20 protein-coding genes are annotated in these 22491 nt (G+C 69.0%); 8 read left to right on the top strand and 12 right to left on the bottom strand.

What is annotated here, in order from left to right; all coding sequences use genetic code 11:
• Positions 1-54: 54 nt before the first annotated feature.
• From ACGFIF_RS03390 to ACGFIF_RS03360, 7 genes are all read right to left on the bottom strand, one after another.
• Positions 55-2415 (bottom strand): glycoside hydrolase N-terminal domain-containing protein, encoded by a 2361-nt coding sequence (locus tag ACGFIF_RS03390; RefSeq protein WP_393150929.1) that lies wholly within the window; start codon positions 2413-2415, stop codon positions 55-57.
• Between the two features lie 107 nt (positions 2416-2522).
• Complete coding sequence (locus ACGFIF_RS03385) at positions 2523-3296, bottom strand: endonuclease/exonuclease/phosphatase family protein (RefSeq protein WP_393150927.1); 774 nt, start codon at positions 3294-3296, stop codon at positions 2523-2525.
• The gene (locus ACGFIF_RS03380) at positions 3293-4435 is read right to left on the bottom strand and encodes an ROK family glucokinase (protein WP_393150925.1); all 1143 of its coding nucleotides are present in this window, start codon (positions 4433-4435) and stop codon (positions 3293-3295) included. The genes ACGFIF_RS03385 and ACGFIF_RS03380 overlap by 4 nt, the downstream gene beginning before the upstream one ends.
• Positions 4436-4520: 85 nt before the next feature.
• A complete protein-coding gene (locus ACGFIF_RS03375) occupies positions 4521-5477 on the bottom strand; it encodes an ROK family glucokinase (RefSeq protein WP_393150923.1) in 957 nt (318 codons plus the stop codon).
• Positions 5468-6019: a hypothetical protein gene (locus ACGFIF_RS03370; RefSeq protein ID WP_393150921.1), complete on the bottom strand. Its 552-nt coding sequence runs from the start codon at positions 6017-6019 to the stop codon at positions 5468-5470. Before ACGFIF_RS03370 ends, ACGFIF_RS03375 begins: the two co-directional genes overlap by 10 nt.
• Positions 6016-7332 carry an ArsA family ATPase gene (locus ACGFIF_RS03365; protein ID WP_393150919.1) on the bottom strand — a complete coding sequence of 439 codons (1317 nt, stop codon included), beginning with the start codon at positions 7330-7332 and terminating at the stop codon, positions 6016-6018. The genes ACGFIF_RS03370 and ACGFIF_RS03365 overlap by 4 nt, the downstream gene beginning before the upstream one ends.
• A 4-nt stretch (positions 7333-7336) precedes the next feature.
• Positions 7337-8227 (bottom strand): SRPBCC family protein, encoded by an 891-nt coding sequence (locus tag ACGFIF_RS03360; RefSeq protein WP_393150917.1) that lies wholly within the window; start codon positions 8225-8227, stop codon positions 7337-7339.
• A gap of 110 nt (positions 8228-8337) precedes the next feature.
• Here ACGFIF_RS03360 and ACGFIF_RS03355 point away from each other — a divergent pair, with 110 nt between their 5' ends.
• The 6 genes from ACGFIF_RS03355 to ACGFIF_RS03330 all read left to right on the top strand — a co-directional run bounded on the left by ACGFIF_RS03355 (position 8338) and on the right by ACGFIF_RS03330 (position 14329).
• The gene (locus ACGFIF_RS03355; RefSeq protein ID WP_393150915.1) at positions 8338-10125 is read left to right on the top strand and encodes an AMP-dependent synthetase/ligase; all 1788 of its coding nucleotides are present in this window, start codon (positions 8338-8340) and stop codon (positions 10123-10125) included.
• A gap of 246 nt (positions 10126-10371) precedes the next feature.
• Positions 10372-10668: an STAS domain-containing protein gene (locus ACGFIF_RS03350; RefSeq protein WP_393150913.1), complete on the top strand. Its 297-nt coding sequence runs from the start codon at positions 10372-10374 to the stop codon at positions 10666-10668.
• 87 nt (positions 10669-10755) lie between these two features.
• Complete coding sequence (locus ACGFIF_RS03345; protein WP_393150911.1) at positions 10756-11688, top strand: ABC transporter ATP-binding protein; 933 nt, start codon at positions 10756-10758, stop codon at positions 11686-11688.
• Complete coding sequence (locus tag ACGFIF_RS03340) at positions 11688-12443, top strand: ABC transporter permease (protein WP_393150909.1); 756 nt, start codon at positions 11688-11690, stop codon at positions 12441-12443. The genes ACGFIF_RS03345 and ACGFIF_RS03340 overlap by 1 nt, the downstream gene beginning before the upstream one ends.
• 25 nt (positions 12444-12468) lie before the next feature.
• Entirely contained in the window at positions 12469-13704 is a 1236-nt protein-coding gene (locus ACGFIF_RS03335; RefSeq protein WP_393150907.1) for a sensor histidine kinase, read from the top strand.
• Positions 13697-14329, top strand: coding sequence for a response regulator (locus ACGFIF_RS03330; protein WP_393150905.1), 633 nt, complete (start codon positions 13697-13699; stop codon positions 14327-14329). Before ACGFIF_RS03335 ends, ACGFIF_RS03330 begins: the two co-directional genes overlap by 8 nt.
• On the opposite strand, the gene ACGFIF_RS03325 is transcribed toward ACGFIF_RS03330, so the two are convergent.
• From ACGFIF_RS03325 to ACGFIF_RS03310, 4 genes are read right to left on the bottom strand one after another with little or no spacing between them, the layout of a single operon-like run.
• A complete protein-coding gene (locus ACGFIF_RS03325) occupies positions 14330-15214 on the bottom strand; it encodes a carbohydrate ABC transporter permease (protein WP_393150903.1) in 885 nt (294 codons plus the stop codon). It abuts the gene before it with no gap.
• A complete protein-coding gene (locus ACGFIF_RS03320; RefSeq protein WP_393150901.1) occupies positions 15214-16263 on the bottom strand; it encodes a carbohydrate ABC transporter permease in 1050 nt (349 codons plus the stop codon). Before ACGFIF_RS03320 ends, ACGFIF_RS03325 begins: the two co-directional genes overlap by 1 nt.
• 8 nt (positions 16264-16271) lie before the next feature.
• Positions 16272-17519 (bottom strand): extracellular solute-binding protein, encoded by a 1248-nt coding sequence (locus ACGFIF_RS03315; protein WP_393150899.1) that lies wholly within the window; start codon positions 17517-17519, stop codon positions 16272-16274.
• Positions 17516-18754, bottom strand: a complete 1239-nt coding sequence (locus tag ACGFIF_RS03310; RefSeq protein ID WP_393150897.1) for a hypothetical protein — start codon at positions 18752-18754, stop codon at positions 17516-17518. Before ACGFIF_RS03310 ends, ACGFIF_RS03315 begins: the two co-directional genes overlap by 4 nt.
• A gap of 102 nt (positions 18755-18856) precedes the next feature.
• Here ACGFIF_RS03310 and ACGFIF_RS03305 point away from each other — a divergent pair, with 102 nt between their 5' ends.
• Both ACGFIF_RS03305 and ACGFIF_RS03300 read left to right on the top strand, forming a co-directional pair.
• Complete coding sequence (locus ACGFIF_RS03305) at positions 18857-20590, top strand: glycoside hydrolase family 36 protein (RefSeq protein ID WP_393150895.1); 1734 nt, start codon at positions 18857-18859, stop codon at positions 20588-20590.
• Positions 20590-21624: a LacI family DNA-binding transcriptional regulator gene (locus ACGFIF_RS03300; protein WP_393150893.1), complete on the top strand. Its 1035-nt coding sequence runs from the start codon at positions 20590-20592 to the stop codon at positions 21622-21624. The genes ACGFIF_RS03305 and ACGFIF_RS03300 overlap by 1 nt, the downstream gene beginning before the upstream one ends.
• Here the strand turns inward: ACGFIF_RS03300 and ACGFIF_RS03295 are convergent.
• Positions 21590-22480: a LysR family transcriptional regulator gene (locus ACGFIF_RS03295; RefSeq protein ID WP_393150891.1), complete on the bottom strand. Its 891-nt coding sequence runs from the start codon at positions 22478-22480 to the stop codon at positions 21590-21592. The genes ACGFIF_RS03300 and ACGFIF_RS03295 overlap by 35 nt on opposite strands.
• Positions 22481-22491 lie beyond the last annotated feature (11 nt).

Here is a 22491-nt window from a genome sequence, read left to right as displayed (position 1 = left end):
CACAGGCTCGGTAGCGAGCAAGACTCGCGGACCGATCACCCCACCGTCCCGGGCCTACTCACCAACGGGCCGGGCCCTCAGGTCGAGGCGGTGCGCGGCCCTGGCGGTCAGGGTGACCGGGATGCGCTGGTCGCCGTACCGGATGATGCGTTGCTGGTCCCGGTTCGCCGTGAGCACGGCGTTGAGCCCGGACGGCGACCAGTCGAGGTCGACCGTGACGCCGCCGCGCGCCCGCAGTCCGGTCACCCGACCGGTCGCCCACTCCACCGGTACAGCAGGCAGCAGCTCGATCTCACCGGTGTGGCTCTGCAGCAGCATCTCTGCGATCCCCGCCGTCGCGCCGAAGTTGCCGTCGATCTGGAACGGCGGGTGCGCGCAGAACAGGTTCGGGTAGACACCCGCGCCACTGCCCACGTAGTCCGTCGAGGTGTCATCGGCCGGGCTCAGGAAGGCGCGCACCAGCCGGTGTGCCCCGGCGGCGTCGCGCAGCCGGGCCCGCAGATTGATCTTCCAGGCCAGCGACCAGCCGGTGGCCCGATCGCCGCGCAGGTCGAGCGTCCGCGCCGCCGCGGTCGCGAGGGCCGGCGTACCGTCCGGCGTGATCGCATCGCCGGGATGAAGACCGATCAGGTGCGACATGTGGCGATGGTGCGGGTCCTGCTCGGGCAGATCGGCCGCCCACTCCTGAAGTTGCCCTTGGCCACCAATCGGCGGGTCCGGGATGCGTTTGCGGGCCGCGGCGAACTGCTCGATCAGCGGATCGGACAGCCCGAGTGCCTCGGCCGTGAGTTCACAGCGATGGAACAGATCGGAGATCAGCGCGAGGTCCATCGTCGCCGACACCGTCACCGAGGCGGGCTTGCCGTCGGCCAGGTAGGTGTTCTCCGGTGACGTCGACGGCGACGTACCAAGAGCGCCGTCCGGCGACTCGACCAGCCAGTCGAGGCCGAATTCCGCCGCGCCGCGCAGGATCGGCCAGGCCCGCTCCAGGAACTCCGGATCGCCGCTGAACGCATAGTGGTCCCACAGGTGCCGGACCAGCCACGCACCGGACATCGGCCAGTTGGACCACCGCGGGTCACCCGCCACCGGGATCGTCCAGCACCACGCGTCGACGTTGTGATGCGCGGTCCAGCCACCGCAGCCGTAGCGCTCCTTCGCGGTACGGCGCCCTGCCTCGGCGAGGTGCTCGAGAAAATCGAGCAACGGTTCATGGCACTCGGGAAGGCTGGTCGTCTCGGCCGGCCAGTAGTTCATCTCGGTGTTGATGTTGACCGTGTAGTTCGAACTCCACGGCGGCTGCAGGATGTCGTTCCAGATCCCTTGCAGGTTCGTCGGCAGCCCACCCGGACGCGAGCCGGCGATCATCAGGTAGCGCCCGTAGTCGAACACCAGCGCGGCAAGGGATGGGTCGTCCGTTTCGACGGCTCGAGCCAGCCGCACGTCGGTCGGTACGTCGGCTTGGTCGCCAGGGTCATCCAGTTCGAGTGACGAGCGGCGGAACAGTTCCTGGTGGTCCGCGGTGTGCTCCTGGACGAGTTCGTCGTACGGGCGATCGATGGCCGCGGCAACCTTCTCGTCAGCCTGGGCGAAGCACTCCTCGGCTGTCCGGGTCGGCGGGGTCAACGGACCGTCGTACCCGGTCGCGGTGGAAAGGATCAGCGTGATGTCGGTGGCTCGGTTGATGGTGAGGCCGGTGTCTGTCGCGGTCAGTTCGCCATCGGTCTTGGTGCGGAGTGCGATGGCCGCCGCCATGCCGCGGTCCGGTCCCTCGGAGTACCGGACGGGTTCCGGTGCCTTGCGGTTCGGTGGCGCGACACTGGCCGGCGCCTGCAGGAGGAGCCCGAGACCGTTCGCGACCGCATGCGGCCGGGCCTGCAATTGTGAGGCGAGTCGCGCGGTGAGCGTGAGCGGTTGCGATGCCGTCAGTCGCAGTACCAGCACTCCGGCCGGAGCGCTCACGAACGCCTCCTGCCGGACCGCAACTCCATCGGTCTTGTACTGCGCCACAGCAGTCGCGGTGTCGAGGTCGAGAGTCCGCCGGTACTGCGTCACGTCGCCAGCCGTCGGTGTGGAGTCGCCGATCTGGACATCGAGCAGCAGATCACCGAGCGGCAGGTACGCCTGCGAGTGGGCGGCCTGGAATCCGCGCGCCAACTCGTGAGCGCGACCGATCTCGCCGGCCGCCAGCGCCGCTCGCACGTCCTCGACCGCCTCGGCACCGGTCGCACCGAGTGGCGCCGACAGCAGCCGCGCAGTCTCCGGACTCCCCGACCAACAGGTCTCGTCGTTCATGGCAATCCGGTCCGCGCCGACCCCACCGAAGCACATCGCCCCGATCCGCCCGTTCCCCAGCGGCAAAGCCTCCACCCATACCTCGGCCGGCCGGTCGTAATACAGCCGCTGCGAGCTCATACCAGCAGACCCTCCATCGCACGCCACCAGTAATTGATCCTATGAATCTCGGGGATCCTCACCGTGCTGGCCGCAGCGATCCAAGGTTGCCCCTGGAGACATCCGATCTATGAGGTCAGTTCGATGAGCATGGGGAGGTGGTCGGAGGCGGCGGCCAGGTCTTCGGGGGTGGCTGGGGTGGGCAGGACTCGGCCGGTGAGGGGCGGGGTGAGGTGGGCGCCGTCGATGCGTTTGTGGGGGTTGGAGGAGCTGAAGGTGTGGCCGGCGTCGGCGCCGAGGTCGGTGAGGCCTTCCTCGGCGAGGCGTTTCCAGACCGGGCCGTCGGGTTCTTCGTTCAGGTCTCCGACCAGGAGGTACGGCGTACCGAAGAAACTGCAGCCGCGGAGGACCTGTTCGAGCTCATGCTGTCGGCCGCGGATGTGCAGGCCGAGGTGACAGACGACCAAGGCCAGCGGCGTGGAGCCGAGGGTGATGCGGCCGCCGACCGCTCCGCCGGGGAGTTGGGTCGCGATCAGCCGGAGCCGGCGGCGGACGAACGGGCGCCAGATCCGCCAGTGCAGTGGCTCGGCCAGTTCGGTGCCGTCGGCAACCAGGATCGCGTTGCGGGCGGACCCGATGACGTACGTCATGCCGAAGCTGTCCGCCATCGCGCGACGCTTCCGCCGGGTGCCCCACCAAGTCGGCGCCTCCTGCACCAGCATCACGTCCGGCGCACACCCCTTCACCACCCGCGCCAACGCCGCCCGGTCGTCCCCCCACCGATGCACGTTGTACGACAGCACCCGCAACACCGCCGCGTCACCGGGCGGTCCGAGGTTGCCCGCCGTACCCGTGCCAGGTTCGCCCGTCGTCCCAGATCCCGGGTCGGGACCCAGCATCATGCGTCGGGGTCGCCCTTCACGTCGGCGTGGTGAAGGTTCTCGTCGGGGGCTGCCGCGCGCATGCCGGTGCGGCGGGCGGCCGACTTGCGAGCGGCTCGTTCGAGGCGGGTCGTCCGGTTGCGGGCGGCCGCGGTCTTCGCCGTGACGGCGGTCGTCTTGACCCGGACCCGACGCAGCCAGGTCGCTTCCTCGCGGGCCAGGTCGGCAGCACCGACCATGCCGGCCTCGGGACCGAGCACCGCGCGCACGATCCGCGCCTCCGGCCGGAACCCGCGCCCGGTCAGCGTCCGCTTGAACGCCTCCCGCGCCGGCGCCAGCAACAGTTCACCCGCATCCGACACACCGCCACCGATCACGAACGTGCCCGGATCCAGCGCCGCGGCGAGGTTGGCGAGACCGATCCCGAGCCAGCGCCCGACATCCTCCAGCAACTCGACCGCGACCGGATCGCCGTCCTTGGCCAGCTCGGTCACCATCGGCCCGTTGATCTTCCGCGGATCGCCGTCGGCCGCTCGCAAAAGGTTGTGCGCGACCGGCGAACCCGAAAGCGCCAACTCCCGCGCCTCCCGGGTCAGCGCATTACCCGAGGCGTACTGCTCCCAGCAGCCGCGGTTGCCGCACTCGCACCGATGCCCGCCCGGCACGACCTGCATATGTCCGAACTCGCCCGCGATGCCGAACTTCCCACGCTGCAGCGACCCGTCGTTCAGGATCGCGCCACCGATACCGGTGCCGAGTGTCACGCAGACCAGGTGGCTCTCGCCCTGACCGCCGCCGAACCGCCACTCGGACCAGGCGGCCGCGTTCGCGTCGTTCTCGACCACCACCGGCAGGCCGAGCCGCCGCTCGACCGCGTCCCGCAGCGGCTCGTGCCGCCAGGCGAGGTGCGGAGCGAACAGGACCGACGACCGAGTCCCGTCGACAAACCCGGCCGCGCCGATGCCGACCGCGATCACGTCGTGCCGGGACTCCAGGTCGCGGACGATCTCCGCGATCGCGTCCTCGGTCTCCCGCGGGTCCTTCGTCGGCGTGTCCCGGCGCAACCGGTCCAGGATGTTGCCCTCCGGGTCGACCACGCCCGCGGCCACCTTGGTGCCGCCGATGTCGATCCCGATCGTCAAAGCCTGCGTCAGAGCCACTGCACGAGCCTCCTCGCCGTACCCCCAGCCCCCGCCGGACTATGTCCAGTATCCCGCGTCCGTCGGTCCACCAGCCGGTACGCCGTCATGCGGAGACGGGCCGGCGGGCCAGGTCGGCGGCACCGATGAGGCCGGCGTCGTTGCCCAGCTCGGCCAGGCCGAAGGTCGGGTGCGGCCGGTTGGCCTTGGCCGGGAGGTTCTTCTCGAACGCGACCTGGGCCGACTTCAGCAGCAGATGCCTGGCCGCGCTCACCCCGCCGCCGATCACGACTACGCTCGGGTCGAACAGCGTCACGATGCTCGCCAGGCCCTCGCCCAGCCAGCGGCCGAGGTCGTCCAGCAGTTCGACCGCGCACGGGTCGCCCGCGGCGGCCGCCTCGGTGATCATCGGTCCGGTCAGCTCGGCCGGATCGGAGATCCCGCACACGCTCAGCATCTGCGCCGCCGCCAGTGAACCCGACTCGGCCTGCGCCCGCCCCTCCCGGACCAGCGCCCGGCCCGACGCGTACTGCTCCCAGCACCCGCGCGCACCGCAACCACACCGATGCCCGCCCGGTACGACGCGCATGTGCCCGAGCTCGGCCGCGACACCATGGGCCCCGCGCAACAGTTCGCCGTCGGTCACGACGGCGCCGCCGATCCCGGTGCCGACGGTGATGCAGACCATGTGATCGACGTCCTTGGCCGCACCGAAGGCGAACTCGCCCCACGCGGCGGCGTTCGCATCGTTCTCGACCACGACCGGGATCTTCAGCTTCTCCGCGACCCGGGCGCCGAGCGGCTCGTCCCGCCACGCGAGGTTCGGCGCGAACAGCACCGTCGACCGGTCCGACGAGACGAACCCGGCGGCGCCGATGCCGAGCGCCTCCACGTCGTTCCCGGCGATCAGTTCGGCCGCCGCGTCGCAGATCGCCGCGGCGGTCTCGTCGACCGACGTGGCTGGGGTGTCGCGCTGCGTCCGGGCGCCGATCGCGCCGTCCGGGCCGACCACACCGGCCGCGATCTTGGTCCCGCCGACATCGATGCCGATGGTCAGTCCCATGGTTCGGGGTCCTCACTCACGTCGATCCGGTCCACCCGGGACCGGCTCGGCTCCTCCTGCTGGGCTGGGCGTTCCGGGGTCCGCGACTCTGCGTCCTCCCGCGCCTGCCGGGCGGCCTCCGCCGCTGCCTCCAGCAACGATCGCACCGACCCGAGCACATGCGCCGCGGCCGTCGACAGTTGCTCGATCGTCTCCGGGCTGGTGCTGCGCACCTTGTTGATCAACTGGCACACCGGACACCACTGACACTCCGGCCCGCGCCCGATCCCGTGCTCGTGTCCGTCGTCCGCGGCAGCATCCCGACGTACGCCGGACGCGTCGTCCTCCCGCCGTACGCCGGAAGCATCGTCGTCCCGCACGTCGCCATCCCGGACGTCGCTATCTCGTGCGTCGCTATCTCGTGCGTCGCTATCTCGTGCGTCGTCCGGCGGCGCCGGACGCGTCGCGTCGGCAGCCGGCGGTTGCGTGTGCGCGGCCTGCTGGAGGACGGCGAACAGCTTGGCCGCCTCCTCGGCGACGGAACCGATCGGTTCCTTGCTCACCGGCCCTCCCCGATCGCAGCCTCGCGCTCGAGGCGCTGTGCGTGGTACTCGGCCGTCAGCCCCTGTGCCAGCTCCTGCGCCGACTCCAACGGCCCGGTCCCGCTCGGCAGGTCGGTCGTGACCGCGCGAGCCGACTCCCGCGGCGCGAACCGCACCTGCAGCCGACCGTCGTCCAGTCGCGCACCCGCGACGACTCCACGCGCCAGCGCGGCCGGCAACGGCAGCACGCGGCGGTAGGACCCGACCGTGATGATCAGCTCGTCCCCGTGCCGCGCCAGCTCCAGCTCACTCGCGGATGCCAACGGCAACGGCATGGTCAGCGTGTACGTGCGCCCATCGGTGTCGATGTGCCGATCCACCCACAGCGATGTCTCGTCCGTCGCCCTGGCGAACGGGTCGTCGCCGCCGTACATCTCCACGGCGAAAGCCGCCAACTCCTCGACACCCACCGGTTCACACACCCGGTACGGCGATTCCCAGATCGGCAGCGGCCGGAACGAGTCGGCGACCTCCTCGAGGATCCCGCGCTGCGCCGCGACCCACTGACGCCGCCAGGTATCCGCACCGGCGGCCGGGAACACCCGGTTCGCCACCACGCCGTCCACGCGGTAGCCGTACAGCGAGAGCCGGGTCAGCGACCGTCGCGCCTCGGCCACGACCACGGCCTCCGGCGTCAGCACCAGCCGCACGGATGCGTCCGGACCAGCCAGCAAGGTGCGGATGTCGGTCAGGTCGCTCTGCAGTCGGCGGAGCGCGTCGAAGACTGTGTCGTCCGGCATCGGGATGCCCGACGTACGACTGAGGAACGGCCGGAAGGTCCGCATCACCTTGCGCTCGGCGTTGAAGATGCGGTCCATGTACCAGTTCAGCGCCTCGGGCAACGCGAGCAGCCGCAGCGTCTCCGCGGTCGGTGCGCAGTCCACCACGATCACGTCCCAGCGGCCGGACCGGAAATGGTCGCGCACCTCGAGCAGCGCGAGCACCTCCTCGGCACCCGGCAGCACGGTCAGCTCCTCGGCCTCGATCGGGTCCACCCCGACCATGTTCAGCACGGACCGCAGGTACGCCTGGATGTCACCCCACGACCGCTCGAACCGGCGCTGCGCGTCGATCTGCTGGACGAACAGCAGGTCGTCGATCTCGGTCGGCTCACCGCCGACCTCGGAGTCGAACGCGTCCGAGAGCGAGTGCGCGGCATCGGTCGACAGCACCAGCGTGCGCAGCCCGCGCAACGCGGCGAGCGTGGCGGTGCCCGCGGCGGAGGTCGTCTTGCCTACGCCGCCCTTACCTGTGTAGAGCAGAACCCGAGTCACTGGATCAGGACTCGACGCGCTTCTTGAGCCCCTTCAGGGCCGTGTCGATGATGACCTTCTCCGCCTTGCGTTTGAGCATCCCGATCATCGGGATCGCCACGTCCACGGCCAGCCGGTACGTCACCTCGGTCCCCTCCGCGCCCAGGTCGCGCAACACATAGGCGCCGTCCATCCCCTTCACCATCTTGGCCCGCACCAGCGTCCAGGTCACCTCGTTGCGGGACCACGTGTAGTCCAGGGTGTACTCGTCCGAGATCGCCCCGGCATCGACCTTGAACCGGACCTGCTTCGGCCGGCCCGCCTCATCGGTGGACAGCACCTCGGTCTCCCGCATCGAGTCGGCCCATTCCGGGTACGCCGCGAAGTCCGCGATCACCGTCATGATCTCTTTCGGGGTCGCGTTCACCACGATGGTCGAGGTGGTCTGTTCCGCCATCGATTCACCTCTTTGCTGCCGGGACGGGACGTGCGTGGACTGCTGCGGGTCGGTTCCCTCCCCGGAGACTATCGCGGGTTCGGATCCGGTACGGCGCTCGCCCGCGGCGCGGCCCGCCTCGACCTCGTCCTTGAACCGCCACAGCCGCTCCCGGTACTGCGCGACGTACCTCTCCTGCAGTCTGGCCAGGGCCCGGCCGCGGACCGGGTGCGCCGGGTCGACCCGCAGATACCAGTGCACCAGCACCCCGTCGCGGACCGGTTCCAGCCACCATTCCGCCGTACCGATCGCCGCACCGGTGACAGCCCAGCGGACCCCCTCCAGCCCGCGCCGCTCGGACGGGGTCAGGGTCAGGTCCGGCCACCACTCGCGCCAGAGGGTGTCCGAACCGAACCGCTCGGCGACGTAGGCTGGATCAGCAACGACCAGGTCGTCGCAACTGATGTCGAGCGCGGGCATTGCTACTAGGCACCTGTTCCTTGGGTCACATGAACCTGGCTACTTATGGGTAGGTGACTGTAGCGTGCGCCGGAGTCGACAATTCGTGACCGACTGAGGAGACGACGCGGATGCGTGAGTACACCGTTCCTGCTGTGACCGAGCCACCCACCGGGAGTCTGAGCGACCCCGTCTGGGCGAACGCGTCCTCTCATCCTGACACTGCCGTGTTCAGCCGCAGAGCCGAGAGTGGCTGGCTCGACGTGACCGCGGCCGAGTTCGCCCGTCAGGTGACCGCGGTCGCGAAAGGCCTGATCGCGGCCGGCGTGAAGCACGGCGACCGGGTCGCCCTGCTCAGCCCGACCCGGTACGAGTGGACCCTGGTCGACTACGCGATCTGGAGCATCGGCGCCGTCACCGTGCCGATCTTCGAGACCTCGTCCGCGACCCAGATCCAGTGGATCCTCACCGACTCCGAGGCGGTCGCCGCCGTGGTCGAGAGCGCCGCGCACGGTGCTGTGGTGGAGTCCGCCCGGGCCGATGCGCCAGCGCTGCAGGAGGTCTGGCAGATCGAGGCAGGTGCGGTCGAGGAGCTGACCGTGCTCGGCCAGCAGATCAGCGATGCCGAGTTCGACAAGCGCCGTACGGCGGTCGAGTCCGAGGACCTGGCGACGCTGATCTACACCTCCGGTACGACGGGCCGGCCGAAGGGCTGCAAGATCAGCCACGCCAACTTCATCGCCGAGCTCGACCCGGCGGTGAAGGTGCTGGACGACCTGTTCGACGTCAACGGCGCCAGCACGCTGCTGTTCCTGCCGCTGGCGCACGTGTTCGCCCGGATCATCCAGGTCGGGTGCGTGATGATGCGGGTCAAGGTCGGCCACAGCGCCGACATGAAGAACCTGGTCGACGACCTGGGTTCGTTCAAGCCGACCTTCATCCTGAGCGTGCCGCGGGTGTTCGAGAAGGTGTTCAACTCGGCCAGCCAGAAGGCGCACGCGGACGGCAAGGGGAAGATCTTCGACGCCGCCGCGGAGACCGCGATCGCGTACTCGCAGGCGCAGGACAAGGGCGGCGCGTCGTTCGGGCTGAAGGCCAAGCACGCGCTGTTCGACCGGCTGGTGTACGGCAAGCTGCGCGCTGTTCTCGGCGGCCAGGTCCAGTACGCCGTGTCCGGCGGCGCACCACTCGGTGACCGGCTCGGCCACTTCTTCCGCGGCATCGGCGTACCGGTGCTGGAGGGCTACGGCCTGACCGAGACCACCGCCGCGGTGTCGGTGAACCTGCCCGACGACATCCGCATCGGCACCGTGGGCCGGCCGCTTCCTGGTGTGACGGTCGGTGTGGCGGACGACGGCGAGCTGCTGTTCAAGGGCGGCCAGGTGATGCAGGGCTACTGGAAGAACGACGACGCGACCGCGGCCGCGATCGATGCCGACGGCTGGTTCCACACCGGCGATCTGGGCGAGTTCGACGTCGACGGGTTCATCCGGATCACCGGGCGGAAGAAGGAGATCCTGGTCACCGCCGGCGGCAAGAACGTGGCGCCGGCCGTACTGGAGGACCGGATCCGCCTGCACCCGCTGGTCAGCCAGTGCATGGTCGTCGGCGACGGCAAGCCGTTCATCGCCGCCCTCGTCACCATCGACCCCGAGACGATCGTCCCCTGGGCCACCGAGCGCGGCAAGCCCACCGACGTACCGTCGCTGGTGAACGACGCCGACCTGATCGCCGAGGTCCAGAAGGCCGTCGACGAAGCCAACGGCACCGTCTCCAAGGCCGAGGCGATCAGAAAGTTCGTCATCCTCCCCAACGACTGGACCCAGGAGACCGACGAACTCTCCCTCAAACTCTCCCTCCGCCGCCACATCGTCACCCGCAACCACCAGCCCGACATCGACGCCCTCTACGCGAAGTAGCCCGCGCTTCTGGGACACCGGCTCAGATCCTTCCTTGCAGCATCGCCACGCTCAGTAGTCGGGGGTTAGCTGTGGGGTACCTAGCGGTTGAACGGGGATTGTTGAATGGGTTTGGTTGCTGGTGGATGTGAGGAGACGACAGTGGAGAGTCCTGTCCCGGAGCCGCGGGTGGTTGCGTCTGCTCGGCCGCCGTCGCAGGTGAGTGGGCCGTTTGTTTGTGGGTGGAGTGCTGTCGGGGAGTGTGCGGTGATTCGCGTGGCCGGTCAGGTTGATGACGTGACCGCGCCGGCGTTCGAGACCGAGCTCAGGCATGTGATCACGACCAAGTTGCCGAAGCTGGTGGTGGATCTGCGGCGCGTCACCGTGATGGAGTCGGCCGGCATCGACGTACTGGCCGGGGCCCACGACCTGGCCGTCGAGCACGGTGGCTGGGTGCGTACCTCCGGGGCGGCGAAGTGGCTCGCCGACCTGATCCGGAGCATCGGGCCGGACCACTACCCGTCCTTGGCGGAGGCTCTGCCCGCCTACCGCCGCGCTCTCTGACGGACTGAGGCATCATCCGATCGGTTGATACCGGGTCGATCTTGATGGGCGATGTGACCGAGGTGGGTCGTCCGCGAGGCTCGTTGTATGACCACAGCGAGTACGAGAACGGCGGCCCGCGGGGCTGTTGTCGAAGTCAACGATCTGCGGAAGTCGTACGGCGGCCGGACCGTCGTCGACGGTGTCTCGTTCACCGTCGAGGAAGGTGAGATCTTCGGGATCCTCGGCCCGAACGGCGCCGGCAAGACCACCACCGTCGAGTGTGTCGAGGGCCTGCGGGTCCCCGACGCGGGCCGGATCCGGGTCGCCGGGCTCGACCCGGTCGCCGATCACGCGGCCGTGACGCAGGTCCTCGGCGCCCAGCTCCAGGAGAGCGAGCTGCAGCCCAAGCTCACCGTCCGCGAAGCGCTCGAGCTGTACGCCGCCTTCTACCCGAACCCGGCCGACTGGCGCCCGCTCGCCGAACGCCTCGGCCTCACCGACCGGCTGAACACCCGGTTCGGGGTCCTGAGCGGCGGCCAGAAGCAGCGTCTGTTCATCGCGCTCGCGCTGATCGGGAACCCCAGGGTCGTCGTCCTCGACGAGTTGACCACCGGCCTCGACCCGCGGGCCCGCCGCGACACCTGGCAGGTCGTCGAGGACGTCCGCGCCCGCGGCGTCACCGTCCTCCTCGTCACGCACTTCATGGAGGAGGCGCAGCGGCTCTGCGACCGGATCGCCGTGATCGACAACGGGCAGATCACCGCACTCGACACACCCAGCGGACTCATCGGTCGTACGGCGGGATCCACCGTCATCTCGTTCACACCGTCGGCACCTCTCGACGACACCGAGCTGGCCTCGCTGCCCGCCCTCGCATCCGTCGAGTACAAGGACGACCGGATCACCCTCAGCGGCACCGACGAGACCGTCAACGCGGTGCTCTCGCTGCTCGCCCGGCACCACATCACCGCCCACCAACTCCGCGTCACCGACGCCACCTTGGACGACGCCTTCCTCGACCTGACTGGAGCCAAGTGATGACCACGACTGCACCCACACCCGGCGTCGCCGTCCTGCGGGCCGAGGCCCGGCTCTTCCGGCGCGAGCCCGGCAATCTCTTCTGGGTCATGGGGTTTCCACCCCTGCTGCTGGTGATCCTTGGGTCGATTCCGTCGTTCCGGAAGGTCGACGACGGCCTCGGCGGCCTCCGGCTCATCGACGTCTACGTGCCCGTCCTCGTCCTGGTCGCACTGATCATGACCGGTCTGCAGGCGATGCCGCCCATCATCACCGGCTATCGCGAGCGCGGCATCCTGCGCCGGATGTCGGCGACTCCGGTCCGCCCGTCCGCGCTGTTGACCGCGCAGGTGGGACTCAACGGCGCGGCCGGGGTGGTATCCGCCCTGGTCTGCATGGCGATCGGCCGGCTCGCATTCGACGTACGGTTGCCACACCAAGCCTTCGGCTACGCGCTGGCGCTGCTGCTCACGGCCGCTGCTGCACTCGCCCTGGGAGCCCTGGTGTCAGCCCTCGCCCGGACGGCGAGGATCGCGACCGCGATCGGCACCGCGGTGTTCTTCCCGAGCTTGTTCTCGGCAGGTCTGTGGCTGCCCGTGCAGGCCATGCCCAAGGTCCTTCACCACATCGTCATCCTCACGCCCTTCGGCGCCGCGGCCCGCGCCCTCGACCAGGCGTCAGCCGGCGACTGGCCCGCGTGGTCCCACCTCGGAGTGCTCGCCGCGTGGACGGTGGTCCTGTCGGCCGCGGCCACTCGCTGGTTCCGCTGGGAGTAGGAGATCGGTCGTGCAGACTGGGTTGGTGACAACGGCGGACGCGGAGATCGATCGGCGCCAGCGGGCCGCCCGCAGATGGGCGCCGTACGGACTGCTCGTCGTCGCCACGCTCCTGTCGGCCGCCACGGCCAACCTGATCATGCCGACCTCGGCCCAGCGGATCGCGGCCGCCGCGCTGGTCGCCGCAGCCTTCGTACTCCAGCTCTGGTGGAGCTGGATCGACCGCACCAGCCTGGGGCCGAGCCGCAGTTCGGTGGCGTACTACGTCGTGCGCTGGGCGATCGGCGTCGCGCTCACCGCACTCAACGGGTTCTTCGCGTTCTTCGCCGTCGCCGGGTACTTCGACGCCGACGAGTTGATCCCCGGACGGCGCTGGCGGCGGATCGCCCTGTTCGGCTGCTCCATCCCGGTGGCGGGCGCGCAGACCGGCGGGATACCGGTCGACGACTCGACGAAATGGATCGTGTTCGCAGGCCTCCTGGTGGCCAACAACGTGCTGCTGACCGGCGTCAGCCACTTCGCCCAGCAGGAGGAGGAGCGGTCCCGGGCCCGGGCGGCCACCATCGCCGAACTCCGCCAGGCCCGCGACGAGAACGCGGCCCTGCAGGCCCAACTCCTCGTCCAGGCACGGGAAGCGGGGATCGCCGACGAACGCCGCCGACTGGCCGCGGAGATCCACGACACCATCGCGCAGGGCCTGACCGGCATCATCGCCCAGCTCCAGGTCGTCGCGAACACCTCCGATCCGGCGGCCGTCCAGGAGCGCGTGGGCCGCGCTACCGACCTGGCCCGGCACAGCCTCGGCGAGGCCCGCCGCTCGGTGCAGAACCTCGCCCCGGCCGGCCTCTCGTACGACGGACTGCCTGAAGCGATGCGGAAGACGGTCGACCAGTGGGCCGAGCGGACCGGCGTACGTGCGGAGTTCACCCTCGTAGGCACGGCGCAGCACTTGCACGGAGAGGTCTCGGCGACTCTCCTGCGGATCACCCAGGAGGCCCTGTCGAACGTGGCGAAACACGCGTCCGCCGCCCGCGTCGGGGTCACGCTCAGCTTCATGGACGACGAGGTCACCTTGGACATTCGCGACGACGGGAAAGGCTTCGCCCCGTTGATACTCCCCACTCGTACCGGCACCGGCGGCTTCGGCCTGGACGGCATGCGAGCCCGCGCCGAACGCATCGCCGGCTCGCTCACGGTCGAGTCGGAACCAGGATCCGGTACGGCGCTGTCAGCTCGCGTACCGTTGGTGCTCCATGGCTGACATCTCACTCCTGCTCGTCGACGACCATCCGGTGGTCCGGAACGGGTTGCGCGGCATGTTCGAGTCCGTGCCCGGCTTCACGGTGCTCGCCGAGGCGTCCAACGGTGTGGAGGCGGTCGAGCTGGCCGTCGAACACGACCCCGACGTGATCCTGATGGACCTGCGCATGCCCGGGGGCGGCGGGCTCGACGCGATCACCGAACTGACGCGGCGCGGTGCCCGCGCGAAGATCCTGGTCCTCACCACCTGGGACACCGACATCGACACGGTGCCCGCGATCGAGGCAGGCGCGACGGGTTATCTGCTCAAGGACGCCCCGCAGGACGAGTTGTTCACCGGGGTCCGCGAAGCGGCGGAGGGTCGTACGGTCCTCTCCCCTGCTGTCGCCTCCCGCCTCGTCTCCGCCGTCCGTACGCCGGCCGCGAGTCCGCTGGCCGCGCGTGAACGCCAGGTGCTCGCGCTGGTTGCCAAGGGCACCTCCAACCGCGAGATCGCCAACGAGCTCTTCATCAGCGAGGCCACGGTGAAGACGCATCTGAGCCACGTGTTCACCAAGCTGGGCGTGAACGACCGCGCCGCCGCGGTGGCGAAGGGCTACGAACTGGGCATCCTGGGCCGGGACTGATCACTTGCCACCTGTGAAAGTGATGCCGTTCGTGATCTGCTTCTGAGCGACGAAGAACACCACCAAACAGGGCAGCGTGATCAACACGGAGGTTGCCATCAGCAACGGCGTGTCGGTGCCGTTGACCGACTGGAACCCGGCCAGCGCGAGCGGCAGCGTCTTCCACTCGTCGGAGTTGATGTAGATGGCCGGGCCGAGGAAGTTGTTCCAGTACCCCATGAACAGCAGGATCGACACCGCGACGACGGCCGGCCGGGCCAGCGGCAGGTAGACGAGCAGGAACATCCGGAACCAGCCGCACCCGTCGACGACCGCGGCGTCGGCCAGCTCGGCCGGCATCCGGGCGAAGAACTGCCGGAACAGGAAGATGAAGAACGGCGACCCGAAGAAGGCCGGCAGGATCAGCGGGTACAGCGTGTCGACCATGCCGAGGTTGTTGAACAGCATGAACTGCGGCACCATCGTCACCTCGCCGGGCAGCAGCATGGTCGCCAGGACGACGGCGAACACCACTCCGGAGAACCGCACCCGCAGCCGGGCGAACGCGAAGCCGGCCAGCGCACACGAGAACACCGTCCCGACGATCGGGATGAACGTCGTCAGCACCGAGTTCAGCGCATACCGCCAGAACGGGAACGACGTGACCGCCCGGGAGTAGTTGTCCCAGAGGAACTCCTGCGGCCACACGCTCGCACCCGAACTCCCCACCCCGGCCAGTGATCGCAGCGAGGTCGCGACCATCCACAGGAATGGATAGACGAATGCGATCGAGCCGAGGACCAGAACGACGTACAGGGCGATCGTGAGCGGTACGTTGCGCCGCCAGAACGGGCGGTCCGTGCGGACGGCGGTGACGACCGGACGGACTTCAGCCAAGACAGCCATTACTTCTTCCTTCTCGATCGACGGCGCCCGGACAGTTCGGTCTCGTAGTACACGGCGAAGGCACTCCCTCGCGCCGTCACGGCGGTCAGCGCGAGGATGACGACGAACAGGATCCAGGCCAGGGCCGACGCGTAACCCATCCGGAAGTTCTGGAACGCGTTGTCGTACAGGTAGTAGACGAAGAACAGCAGCGAGTCCTTCGGGCCGCCGTTCGCGATGAAGCCCTGGGTGAAGATCTGCAGCGCGCCGATGATCCCGGTGAGCGCGTTGAACAGGATGATCGGCGACAGCTGCGGCAGCGTCACGTGCCAGAAGATCCGGACCGCGCCGGCCCCGTCCAGCGCGGCGGCTTCCTGCAGGTTGACCGGTACGTCCTTCAGGCCGGCCAGGTAGATCACCATCGCCCCGCCGACCGTCCACAGGCTCATCAGGATCACCGTCGGCAACGCCCAGGACGCATCGTTGAACCACCCCGGACCTTCGATCCCGACTTTGCCGAGTACGTCGTTCGCCAGCCCGTACTGCGGGTTGAACACCCAGAGGAACAGCACCATCTGGGCCACGCCGGACACCAGGCTCGGCAGGTACCAGACGGTCCGGAAGAACCGCATCCCGGGCAGGTCCGCGTTCAGCAGCAGCGCCACCAGGAACGCCAGGGCGGTCTGCAACGGGACGCTGATCACCGCGTACAGCAACGTCACCTTCAGCGCCTGCGCGACCCGCGGGTCCTGGAACGCCTCGCTGTAGTTGGCGAGACCGACGAACTTCGGCGGTGTGATCAGGTCCCAGGAGGTCAGGCTGACGTAGATCGAGGACAGCATCGGGCCAACCGTGAACAGCCCGAACCCGATCAGCCAGGGTGAGATGAACAGCCAGAACGCGATCGTCTTGTCGGCCCGCGGCCACTTCCGCTTCGCCCCGTACGCCGCCACCGCGATGACGGCGTACAGGACGATCAGCAGGAGCAGGAACGGGACCAGCGGCACGAGTACGGCGGGGACGCCCCAGGACTCCGCGAGGCTCCGGATCCAGCCGATGGTCGGGTTCATCGCCTACCTCACTGCTTCAGCGCGGCGGTGCACTTGTCGTTGAGCCCGGGCAGGATCTTGGCCACGTCGTCCTTCCCGCTGCCGAGCGGGGTGTAGCTGGTGATGCCCTTGTCGGCGTCACCGGAGATCTGCGCCTCCCGCGGCACCGACGGGCTGACCAGGCCGGTCTTCATCGCGGTCGTGAACGCGGCCAGGTTCCGCTCGGCCGGGAGCACCTTCTCCAGCGTGCCGGTGGACTCGGCGATGATCGGTACGCCGAGCGCGGTGTTGCCCTGGATCAACTGGCTCTGCGCGTCGGGGTTCGCACTGGCGAACTCGACGAACTTCTTCGCGGTCTCGAGTTGCTTGCCGCTGGCCGTCTTCGAGATCGCCAGCCCGCCGACCTCCATCGGGAATCCCTTGCCCGGCACGGGGACGAGAGTCCAATCCGGTTTGCTGATCTTGGCGAAGTCGGCGATCGTCCACGGCCCGAAGTCGCTGAACGTGCCGAGCCGGCCGGCCGCGAACCACTGCGCCTGGTCCTGTCCCTGGACGTCGAGCGAGGTCGGTGCGGACCGGTTCTTCTGCATGTCCACCACGTACTGCGCGGTCTTCAGACCCTGCGCGTCGCCGAAGGTGCACGCGGTCGCGTCGGCGTTGTAGAACCCGCCGCCGGCCGCGGTCAGCCAGCCCTTGAACCACAGGTTGCTGGCGCCGTACACGCGGCTCTTGCCCTCACCGTGGGACAGCTTGGCGGCGATCTCCTGGTACTCGTCCAGCGTCAGCGGGGTGGTTGCGCTCGGCAACGGAAGACCCGCGGCCTTGAACGCGTCCACATTGATCGCCATCACCTTGGGCTTGGCGGTGAACGGCATCGCGTAGTACTTGCCGTCGTACTTGAGCGACTCGGAGATGTTCGGCTGGACGAACTTGCCCGGATCGACCTGCTGCTCGGCGAAGCTGGGCGCGAACCCGGCCAGGCTGGTGTTGCTGATCTCCATCACGGTGGACTGGGTCCCGGCCGCGATCGAGGTCTGCAGCTTCTGCTCGTAGTCGGACTGGATCCAGTTGGTGGTCACCTTCGTGCCGGGGTTCGCCTTCTCGAACGCGGCCGCGATCGCCTTCAGCGAGGCGGCCTCGGAGTTCGTGCCCCAGAACGAGAAGCTGATGTCGGCGGAGTCGCTCGAGCCACTGGATGCGGGTGGATTGGAGGTGGCGCAGCCCGCTGCCAGCAGTACGGCGGCCACCGCGGGGATCAGGCGGTTGGGAAGCTTCATGAAGGGTCCTTGGTCTGAGTGCTGACCCGGGCGGTCCGACCGGGTTCGAGGGTGTGGGGTCCGGCTGATGCGACCGTCACCGTCAGCGGCCCCGGTCCGCTGTGCACGGTGATCTCGGTCGTGTGCCGGGCTTCCTGGCTGATGCGTAGGTCCCACCCGCCGACCCGGACGTGGTCGGCGGTCAGCCGGCCGATCTCGGCGGGCAGATGGGACTCGATGGTCAGAGCTGCGTGTGGCGCGTCCGGCCGCAGCCCGAGCAGGCCGGCGACCAGGTGCTCGACGACGGTGAACGAGATCTCCGGGTAGTCGTCCCGGCTGTCGATCAGGTGCTTCGTCCAGCGCCAGGCGGTCTCGTCGCGACCATGCGTGAAGAACACGGCCGGCAGGTAGCTGAACGACTCGATGTTCAGCGGCGGGCGGGTTTCCAGCTGGGCTTCCAGATAGTCGAGGAGCCGCTCGTTGCGTTCGCCGGTCCCGCTGAGCCCGAACAGCGGGACCAGATCATGCGACTCCAGCCCCCAACCGAAGTCGAGTCCGTCTTTGGTCCGCCCGCGGGCGAACTGCTCCCCGTTCCACCAGTCGTTCAGGTACGTCGCCTGGATCCGCTCGGCCTCGGCGTGGTGGCCGAGTTTGCGGAGTACGGCGTACTGCAGTGCCATGCCGTCGCCCGCGACGATGAGCGGCGCCTCCCGCTCGTTGTAGGTGGCGGTGCCGAGGAAGATGTCGCCGGTCCCGCCCGCCTCAGGTACGCCGTCGCCGTCGGAGTCGTGTGCATCGACGAACTCACCGATGCTGTGGCGGTAGTACGCCGCGAGGTCGGGATCGTCGAGCCAGTCGCGGTCGCCGGTCCAGTCGTACTGTTCCAGCGCCCGGTAGGTCAGGTCGAACACCGCGGGGATCTCCCGGACGAAGTGCTCGTCGTGGTGGTAGTCGAGGGCAGCGATCCGCCCGTCGAAGTGGAACGCCCAGATCGGGAACCACTTGCGGGCCGGCGTCGCCGAGCGGGCGAAGTGCCGGAACATCGCGAAGTTCTCCGCGTCCAGGCCGAGCAGGTGCGCACCGATCGCCTGGTGGCAGACATCGCGCGAGTAGAACATCGGCCGGGACGGGTAGCCGGCCCAGTACGACGGCAGATTGCCCGCCGCGGCGTCGGTCTGGACCCAGTCGAGGGCCCGCTTCCGGGCCCAGCCGAAGGCGTCCTCGACGATCGGGTTGTCGGAGCTCAGTGCCAGCACGGCCACTCCTCGGAGAATCGGATATTAGCGCTAAAACTAGGAGTGCCCGGCAATTCCGTCAATACCTTCTGACCATCCGGTTTTACCGCTATAGTTCAGGACGTGAGGACTTTCGAGATCAGCTCCCCCGACAGCCGCACGCTCCGCACCGGCTCGGTCTCCGGCGCCCGTTCGATCACCGCACTGCCGGTCACCGAGCCCGGCGTGCTGCGGTACGACGTGGTGGCGGACGACGTCGTCCGGATGCGGTGGACCTGGCCGGCCGAGTCCGCGGTGACGCTGTGGCGGGCGACGCAGGGATCGCATCGCGAGCTGCCGACCGACTGGGGTTCGCACCGCGACATCCGGTCGGTCCGCTCGGCGCCGGTCGCGAGTCTCGTCGACGCCCAGGACCAAAGCCTGCTGACCGTCTCGCTCTCCGCGACGGTCCGCGGGTGCGACTTCGCGATCGGGGTGAACGAGGAAGGCGCCGAGCAGCTGATCCACCTCGCGATCGACGACATCGAGCCGACCGACGGCGTCCGCCGCTTCACCTTGCGGATCGACCTGCGCGGGCAGCACTTCGCCACCGCGCTCAAGGAGGTGACCGACGACTGGACGACCGAGTTGGGCGATCGGATCGCGCCGGTGCCCGAGCTCGCCCGGCAAGCGATGTACTCGACCTGGTACAGCGACCACCAGCACGTCTCGGCCGAGTCCGTCGAACGGCACGCTCGCGCGGGAGCGTCGTACGGCTGCCGGGCGGTGATTGTCGACGACGGCTGGCAGACCGACGACACAACGCGCGGGTACGCCCATTGCGGTGATTGGGAGCCGACCAGCCGGACGTTCCCCGACATGTCCGGGCACGTACGGCGGGTGCACGAGCTCGGACTGGACTACGTGCTCTGGCTCGCGCCGCCGTTGATCGGTGCGCACTCCAAGGCGTGGGACCGGTTGAAGGACCGGACCCTCGGCTACGTCGACGGACTCAGCGCCTCGGTGCTGGATCCGCGGTACCGCGAGGTGCGCGACCACATCGTCGAGAGCTGCGTCCGGCCGGTGCGCGACTGGGGTGCCGACGGGCTGAAGCTCGACTTCCTGGACACGTGGGCCTGGTCGTCTCCCCCGCCGGCACCCGATGGTGACTGCTCGTCGATCGACGAGGGTGTCGAGCTGATTTTGCAGGCGATCACGGCCGAGCTGCGCCGGTTGCGGCCGGAGCTGCTGATCGAGTTCCGCCAGGACTATGTGAACCCGCGACTGTGGCAGTTCGGCACGTTCCTGCGGGCCGGGGACTGTGCGATGGATCCGGTGGAGAACCGGGTCCGCACGATCGACAGTCGTTTGCTGGCCGGCGACCGCGCGGTCCATTCCGACATGCTGATGTGGCATCCGGCGGCGACCCCGGAGACGGTCGCTCAGCAGTTCATCGGCGCGATGTTCAGTACGCCGCAGGTGTCGGTGGAGCTCGATGCGCTGCCAGTGGAGCAGGAGCGCGTCGTGCGGTTCTGGCTCGGATTCCTGCGGGACCACGCTGACGTGCTGCTGCACGGCGTACTGACTCCATCGCGTCCGGACGCGCGGTACACGCAGGTGCGGGCCGTCGGTTCGGAGACCGTGGTTGCCGTTTTCGCCAACCCAGTCGTGCGTTTGAGTGATTCCGATCGGTCGGTCGTGCTGGTGAACGGTGGCAGCGAATCGCGCATCCTGGTCGAAGGAGCCGGGCCTGGACCGGTCGACCTCGTAGTGTCGGACTGCTCGGGCGTCGAGGTCCATCGGGGGACGACGAAGGCGCCGGAACTGTGGGTGATCGACGTACCCGTGGCCGGTGTGGCCCGGATCGAGCGGAACTGATGGAGGGGGCTGGATTGGCCGAGCAGCGGAAGCCACGGCGAACGACGGTCGCGGACGTGGCCCGGCTGGCCGGGGTGTCGGCGATGACGGTGTCGAATGTGCTGAACGCGCCGCACCGGGTGAGCGACCCGACGGTGCGGACCGTGCGCGCCGCGATCGAGGAGCTCGGCTACACCCCGAACCACGCCGCCCGGGCCTTGTCGTCGGGTCGCAGTCAGGTGATCGGGCTGCCGCTGTACCTCGAGGACGACGCGTTCAGCGAGCAGAACCCGGGGCTGGGCGGCTTCCTGCACGGTTTGCTCGGCGGTCTGGTGAAGTCGGCGGCGATCTCCGGGTACGGCGTTCACGTCACCACGCCGACCGAGGGTGCGACCGAGATCGCGCTGTACGAGAAGCTGATCGCGGCCCGGCAGGTCGACGCGATCGTCGTCCTGGAGACGATGCCGCAGGACGCGCGGATCGAGTTCCTCAGTCAGCGGCCGTTCCCGTTCGTCGCGTTCGGGCGGACCGGGCCGCAGCATCGCCAGTGCTGGGTCGACGTCGACAACGAGACCTCGATGGCCGGCATCGCGCGTCATCTGGATGCGACCGGCCGATCCAAGGCTGCCTACCTCGCGACGGACAGCGCGCTGCCGTGGGTGCATCAGCGACAGGAAGGGTTCTGCCGGGAGTTCGCGTCCCCGGTCGCAGTGGAGTCGTTCGGTTCGCTCGAGCAGGTATCGGCGTACGTCGAGGCAGCGCTCGATCGACGTGACCGGCCGGACGTGCTCGTGGCCGACAACGACGCCTATGCCGTGGTCGCGATGCGCGCGTTGCAGCGGCACGGGGTGAAGGTCGGACAGGACATCGCCGTCACCGGGTTCAACGACTTTCCCTTCGCCGGCATGCTCGACACACCCCTGACGACGGCCCGGATCCCGCTCCGCGACATCGCCTCCTGCCTGTTCGACCGGGCGCTGCTGGAAATCAACGGCGACGCGGATCAACCCGGCCGCCTGGTCACGGCTCCGCTGGTTGTTCGCTCGAGTGCCTGAGGGCGCACTCGAGGAAGCGCGCGATCCAGGGCGAACGACTGCCGGCCGGCCAGACGAGCATCATCTGGTACGGCGCGACATCCCGGACCGGGCGATAGACGACATCGGGCCGTTGGTTGCTTCGAGCAAGTGAAGTGGGGACCAGGGCGGCTGCCTGCCCGAACGCGACGACCTCCAGCAGTTGGGAAGCGTCCTGGATGATCGGGCCGTCCACCGGGCGGCCCGGATGGGCGGACCAGTAGTTCTGGTCGGCGTCGCCCGCACCGCTCCACCGGGGCGCGGGGATGCCGGCCAAGTCGTTGGGGCTGAGGACGTCACGGGCAGCCAACTCATGAGCGGCCGGAAGGGCCGCCACCCGCGGCTCGGTCCACAGCAGCTCGGACTCCAGGCCGTGATCGTCGAACGGCCGGCTGACCAGCGCCACATCGGCGCGGCCGTCGCGGACCATGTCTGCCTGCTCACCGAAGCCGCTGACGACGATCTCGATGGCCGGGAAGTCGGCGCTGCCCCGAAGTTGCTCGACGATCCGGTGCAGCAGCGCGGTCGCGACTCCAGGCTTGGCCGTGACCACCAGCGCCTTCGTCGGCAGGCCGGCGCGCTGCGTCCGTCGTACGGCGGAATCGAGGGCGTCGAAGACCGGGGCGGACTCCTTGAGCAGCGTCTCGCCGGCATCGGTCAGCGCGAGGCGTGGACCGGTTCGGTCGAAGAGCGTGACGCCGAGACGGTGCTCGAGTTGGCGCATCGCCCGGGACAGCGGCGGCTGGGCGATGCCGAGGCGCTCGGCGGCGCGGGTGACGTTCAGGTCCTCGGCGACCGCGCGGAAGTACCGCAGCTCACGGATCTCGGGTTCCGGCATACCTCCAGGGT

The sequence above is a fragment of the Kribbella sp. NPDC049174 genome (assembly GCF_043197365.1).
GTDB lineage: Bacteria > Actinomycetota > Actinomycetes > Propionibacteriales > Kribbellaceae > Kribbella.
Note: the sequence above shows the minus strand (reverse complement) of the source record. Positions and strands in the feature narration are given on the sequence as shown.